At 37.2% G+C, this 6,072-nt stretch carries 7 protein-coding genes; all 7 read left to right on the top strand.

Annotated elements, in window-relative coordinates:
* The first annotated feature begins 244 nt into the window (after positions 1 to 244).
* Positions 245 to 1,357, top strand: a complete 1,113-nt coding sequence (locus ACFVSH_RS21855; protein WP_387707791.1) for an ABC transporter substrate-binding protein — start codon at positions 245 to 247, stop codon at positions 1,355 to 1,357.
* Positions 1,347 to 2,204 (top strand): alkaline phosphatase family protein, encoded by an 858-nt coding sequence (locus ACFVSH_RS21850; RefSeq protein ID WP_387707789.1) that lies wholly within the window; start codon positions 1,347 to 1,349, stop codon positions 2,202 to 2,204. Before ACFVSH_RS21855 ends, ACFVSH_RS21850 begins: the two co-directional genes overlap by 11 nt.
* Positions 2,205 to 2,296: 92 nt before the next feature.
* Positions 2,297 to 3,151: an ABC transporter permease gene (locus ACFVSH_RS21845; protein WP_387595414.1), complete on the top strand. Its 855-nt coding sequence runs from the start codon at positions 2,297 to 2,299 to the stop codon at positions 3,149 to 3,151.
* On the top strand, positions 3,148 to 4,020 hold the full coding sequence (locus ACFVSH_RS21840) for an ABC transporter permease (protein WP_387707787.1): 873 nt from the start codon (positions 3,148 to 3,150) through the stop codon (positions 4,018 to 4,020). The genes ACFVSH_RS21845 and ACFVSH_RS21840 overlap by 4 nt, the downstream gene beginning before the upstream one ends.
* On the top strand, positions 4,020 to 5,033 hold the full coding sequence (locus ACFVSH_RS21835) for an ABC transporter ATP-binding protein (RefSeq protein ID WP_387595420.1): 1,014 nt from the start codon (positions 4,020 to 4,022) through the stop codon (positions 5,031 to 5,033). The genes ACFVSH_RS21840 and ACFVSH_RS21835 overlap by 1 nt, the downstream gene beginning before the upstream one ends.
* Before the next feature lie 28 nt (positions 5,034 to 5,061).
* On the top strand, positions 5,062 to 5,844 hold the full coding sequence (locus tag ACFVSH_RS21830; protein ID WP_387707785.1) for a DeoR/GlpR family DNA-binding transcription regulator: 783 nt from the start codon (positions 5,062 to 5,064) through the stop codon (positions 5,842 to 5,844).
* A gap of 122 nt (positions 5,845 to 5,966) precedes the next feature.
* Positions 5,967 to 6,072: HAD hydrolase family protein (locus tag ACFVSH_RS21825; RefSeq protein ID WP_387707793.1), on the top strand; the 106-nt coding region annotated here is incomplete at its 3' end.

Raw genomic sequence — 6,072 nt, 5'->3', positions numbered from 1 at the left:
GTCAAAAAAGCTTGCCGTCGATACGATGCAAAAATGTCAACCTATCAAATCCCGCGAATCTATTAAAAAGCTATCCTTTTCAATTGTATGAATATAAAAGTTGATGATGAATTGGACAACTAAAGAACCGATTTACAAACTCTTAACATTGGATTAATGTGGGATTTATATTATATGATTATGATTAAAACGTAATAAACAGTAATGAACATTAATAATTCCACATTAATTGGAGGCGCTTTTTATGAATTGCACATTCAAGAAGAATTGTTACAAGTCTATTCAAGCTGTGATGTTAGGGGTGAGTGTACTAGGATTAGCTGCTTGTGGATCAACTAAAGAGGAGGCTGCTCCAGTAGTTAAGGATCCAAGTTCGTTAACCCTGAAGGAAATAGAAACAAAGGCAAAAGAAGAGGGGACAATTAATAGTGTGGGTATGCCTGATTCATGGGCTAACTGGGGAGAAACGTGGAATGAAGTGATGAAAAAATACACATTGGAACACAATGATACAGATTTATCCAGTGCCGAAGAGATTGCCAAAATGGAATCGGAAGGAGAGAATGCAACAGCTGATATCGGCGATGTAGGGGTTTCCTTTGGGCCCATCGCGGAAAAAAAAGAATTGACGATGCCATATAAAACCTCCTATTGGGACGAGGTACCTGACTGGGCAAAAGATGACGATGGAGATTGGGTTGTTGGCTACCAAGGAACGATTGCATTCTTAACTAATAAAGAACTAGTAGATGACCCGCCAAAATCATGGGATGACATATTAAAGGGAGATTATAAAGTAACAGTTGGAGATGTTCAGCGTGGTACGCAGAACCAAATGGCCGTTCTTGCTGCCGCTAAGGCTTACGGTGGTGATGAAACAAATCTCCAACCAGGAATTGACTATTTTGCTAAGCTTGCCAAGCAAGGGCGCCTTAGCCTAACTGATGCCAAGCCGGCTAACATCGAAAAAGGGGAAGTGGAAGTTGCCCTTGTTTGGGATTTCAATGCTCTTGGTTACGCTGACCAAATTAACCGCGATCAATTTGATGTCGCCATTCCAAGTGAAGGTTCAGTCGTAAGCGGCTACGCAACTATTATTAACAAAAATGCAAAGCATCCGCATGCGGCGATGGCAACTAGAGAATATATCTTAAGCGATGAAGGGCAAATTAACTTAGCTAAAGGATTTGCCCGTCCAATTCGCGATGTAGAACTACCGAAAGCAGTAGCTGAAAAAATGGTTCCAGAAGAACAGTACAAAAATGCAAAACCAATTGAAGATTACAAAGCTTGGGAAGAAACGGCAAAGAAATTACCACAGCTTTGGCAAGAAGAGGTGTTAGTACATGTCAAATAAAGTAATAGCAATTATTGTTGATGGTATGAGATATGATAAAGCATGTGAGGCTCTTGGATTTATTCAACATCTAGTTGAAACAAATCAGGCAGCACTTTACAAAGTAAAGTCGGAACTCCCAAGTCTTTCCCGTCCATTATATGAAGTGTTACTAACGGGTACACCGGCATCAGTGAACGGAATTACTTCCAATCAAGCCGTTCGCTTATCTACTGAGAAAAGTCTCTTTCATCTTACGAAAGAAAACGGCTTAAGAAACGGAACGGTATCTTATTACTGGGTAAGCGAACTTTATAATCGTGCGCCATTCCATTTTATTGAAGACCGTGAGCAAGAGGATGGGTCTAAGCCAATTCAATATGGAAAATTTTATTGGGATGATGACTATCCAGACAGCCATGTGTTAATGGATGCTGAAGCTTTGCGCAGAAAGTATGACCCACACTTTTTATATATTCATCCGCTCGGTGTAGATGTAAAAGGAGAAATTTTCGGTTCCGAATCGAAAGAATATCGTGAACAAATCTTAAAAATGGGAAGCTTGTTGGCACAACTTTTGCCAATTTGGATCAAAGAAGGTTACCACATTTTAATTACATCTGATCATGGTATGAGTGAAACTGGCAATCATGGCGGCATAACAGATGGTGAGCGTGATGTACCGCTCTTTATCATGAGTCCAAAAGTTGAGCCTGGTGTATACAATGAAGTGGTTCCGCAATTGGCTTTTGCACCGCTCGTTTGTGAACTTTTAAATATAGAGCCGTCCAATAAAATGATTTCATATCAATTTCCAGGTCTGAAAGGAAAAAATACCCTTAAAGGTAGATACAATATTTCAAAATAAAATGAAGAATGAAGGTTGACGGGAATTGGTTTAACGAACGTACTGTTGAACCAATTCCCAAATTGTTAGAGAACAAAGAGGAGCGAGAAGTCTTGCGAAAAATAAAAAAACAAAAAATTTACTTATTAGCTCTTTTACTGCCATTTATTTTGTTTGTGATTGGATTTGAATTAGGACCATTAGTAGCAATGATTAAAAATAGTTTTTATGCTGACGATGGAATTCAAGTTACGATCGATCAATATCTCACCATATTTAAAAGTGGATTTTACTTGCAAGCCATTCAAAATAGCCTAGTCATTTCTTTATTTTCTGCTGTAACTTCTGTGATTATAGCGGTCATTGCAGCCTATTCGTTTACAAAGTTCTCACAAAAAATACAAAATCGATTACTGATGATTGCCAATATGACGTCGAACTTTGAGGGGATTCCCCTTTCATTTTCATTTATTATTTTACTTGGAAACAATGGGTTATTTACATTGCTATTTTCTAAAATGGGTTTGGATGTGTTTGCGGATTTTAATTTATATTCATGGACAGGGCTCATTCTTGTTTATATATATTTTCAAATTCCTCTTGCCGTTATGCTCATTTACCCGTCTTATCAAGGAATTAAGCAACAATGGAAAGAAGCCTCTTCATTATTAGGAGGGTCAACTTTATCATTTTGGCTTCGTATAGGGGTTCCAGTTCTTTTACCTAGTATTGTAGGTACATTCAGTATTTTGTTTGCTAATGCGATGGGAGCTTACGCTACAGCCTATGCATTAGTAGGCAGCAACTATAACTTATTGTCATTGCAAATTGCTTCTCTAGTTGCTAGTGACGTTGCATTAAAGCCGCAGCTAGGTAGTGCGTTGGGAGTTCTTCTAGCAGCGACCATGATAGGGGCGATGTGGTTCAATGAACGAATGATGCGCCGCATTAGGAGGGATTTACGATGAAACCTTCATTGACTTTTCATAAGGTGATTGTTGGATTACTAGTTATATATTTATTAATTCCGCTTATAGGAACATTTGTATTCTCGATTGCCGGTAAATGGGATCATACCATTTTACCTGAGAGTTATACAATGAAATGGTATATTGAATTATTTCAAGATGAACGATTTTTTGATGCTTTTCGACGTACGCTGTTTTTAATTGTCATGTCTGTAGGTCTTAGTGTTGTTATTATGCTGCCGACTATTTTTATCATCACGGTATATTTCAGTAAATGGGAAGGATTGCTTCAAGCAGCAGCTATGCTTCCTTATGGAATTCCTCCCATTGTAGGAGCTGTAGGGTTAATCAAGTTATATTCTGCTGGACCGATTCCAATTGCCGGAACACCTTGGATTTTAATTGGTGCTTACTTCATTACGATTCTGCCATTTATGTATCAAGGTATTCGTAACAGTCTTCGTACGCTTAATGCCGTGCAGCTTGTTGATGCAGCTGAATTGCTCGGTGCTACGAAATTCCAGGCGTTTCGGACAGTGGTGTTTCCAAATATTATATCTGGTATTTTAGTGTCTACCTTATTATCAGTCGCACTATTATTTAGTGAGTTTGCTTTTGCCAATTTGCTTGTCGGGGGCAGATTTGAAACGCTGCAAATTTATCTTGCAGAAAAACTGAACAGCAGTGGTCACTTAACAAGTGCAATTGTTATTACGTATTATTCCGTGATTTTACTTTTAACGGGGACTGTATTAAAACTTACGTTTAGAAACGAAAAAAATCCTGTCATGTCAAATAAGAAGCGAATTCTTTCATTTTTAAAAAAACAATACGCTAATAAAAATACTGCTTTAGAAGGTGAAAAATAATGGGCTATGTAACCATCGATCAAGTGACTAAGGGGTATGAAAATCAAGTCGTTCTAAATGACATTTCTTTAACATTAAAAAAAGGAGAATTTGCTACACTTCTTGGGCAAAGCGGATGCGGAAAAAGTACATTATTACGTTCCATTGCGGGGCTTGAGGGTGTTGATATAGGTAGAATCTTAATTGATGGAAAAGATATTACTAATTTATCACCGCGTCAGCGTGAAGTCGGTATGGTATTTCAGTCTTATGCGCTTTTCCCGAATATGACCGTTTTTGACAATATCGCTTACGGCCTTAAAATGAAAAAGGTAAAGAATGTTAAATCAAGAGTGAAAAAGATGATTGATATGGTTGATTTAATAGGAAAAGAAGAGTCTTATCCTCATCAGTTATCTGGCGGGCAACAGCAGAGGGTTGCTCTTGCCCGTGCGCTTGTCATGGAGCCAAAAGTACTGCTTTTGGATGAGCCGTTAAGCGCATTGGATGCTAAAATTAGAAAAAGTTTGCAAAAAGAATTAAAGAGAATACAGAAAGAATTAGATATTACAACAATTTTTGTTACTCATGATCAGGAAGAAGCAATGACGATGTCTGATCGAATTTTTGTCATGAATAAAGGAAAAGTTGTACAATCCGGTTCTCCATCAGAAATTTATACTTCTCCAGTCAATACATTTGTTGCAAAATTTATCGGAAATTATAACGTTTGTAATATGGAAGTTTTCCATAAACTTGTTCGCAGCACAGAATTAAAAGGAAATGAAATCGCCATTCGTCCTGAAGTTTTACAATTAGTTTCTGTTGGTGAGGATAGCTTGGATTTACAAGAGAACTGGGGAATTAAAGGGTTTATTAAAGACGTTTCTATGACAGGGAATGTATTAAGATATGAAGTAGAAACAGAGGAGTCCGCGTTCCTTGTAGATTATCTTCACCACCGAGGGAAAATGTTTGAGCAAGGAGCACGCGTTCAAATTCTTGTACCGAAGAAAGAATGTGTTATTTTATGAATTATTAATGACCACGGGGGGAAGAAATATGTCTGTTTTGCCAGAAGAAAGAAAGAATGAAATTTTAAAAGAACTTAACAAAATGGGAAAAGTTAAAGTAATGGAATTAGTTGATCAATTTAATGTTTCAGAGGAAACGATTCGGCGCGATTTGATGATGTTAGAGGAAAAAGGACTTTTAAAGAGGGTTTACGGTGGGGCGATTAAAACAGTTTTTGAATTTGAGGAGCCTCCATTTACACAACGTACAACAGTGAATCAAGAAGCGAAAATCAAGGTTGGGAAAAAAGCAGTAGAACTTGTTTCTAATGGAGATGTGATTGCCATTGATGTAGGGACAACCATGCTTGAATTTGCGCAGTTTATTGAAAATAAAAAAGACATTACGATTTTAACCAATTCTCTTCCTGTATCGTCTGTGTTAACCGAATTGCTCAATGATAATAAGTTTACAGGACAAATTCTATTACTAGGAGGACAAATTGATCCAAAGCATCAATCTATAAGCGGCGGTCTCACTGAACAAATGTTAAATCAATTTAATATTGATAAAGCATTCATTTCAGCTGGTGGTGTTTCCATTCAAAGTGGGGTTAGTAATTATCATTTACATGAAACATTAGTTTCACGCAAGATGGTCGAGGTATCAAAGCAAGTTATATTGCTAACGGATTACTCTAAAATTGGTGTTGACACATTTAGTAAAGTTTGTCCTCTAGAAAAAGTCGATGTGATTGTCTGTGAGCAACCATTTCCAGAGGAATGGAGAAATCATTCAAAATTAGAGGAAGTCAATTGGATACAAGCATAGCCCATAATATATATCGAGATGGAAGAGGGAGTACTCTCTTTTTTGATTGGATTTTTATTGATAGCAGGTATAAAGCTAGAAAGTGAATTTAATAGATAAAATGAGAAAAGGGGCTATATAGCATGAGTTTCATTGCGATAGATTTAGACGGAACATTATTAAACGACCAGAATGAAATTAGTGAAGAAAATATAAAGGCGATTCAAAATGCCCAAGATAGAGGCTTTG

This window comes from Peribacillus sp. NPDC058002, assembly GCF_042886655.1.
Classification (GTDB): domain Bacteria; phylum Bacillota; class Bacilli; order Bacillales; family DSM-1321; genus Peribacillus; species Peribacillus aracenensis.
Note: the sequence above shows the minus strand (reverse complement) of the source record. Positions and strands in the feature narration are given on the sequence as shown.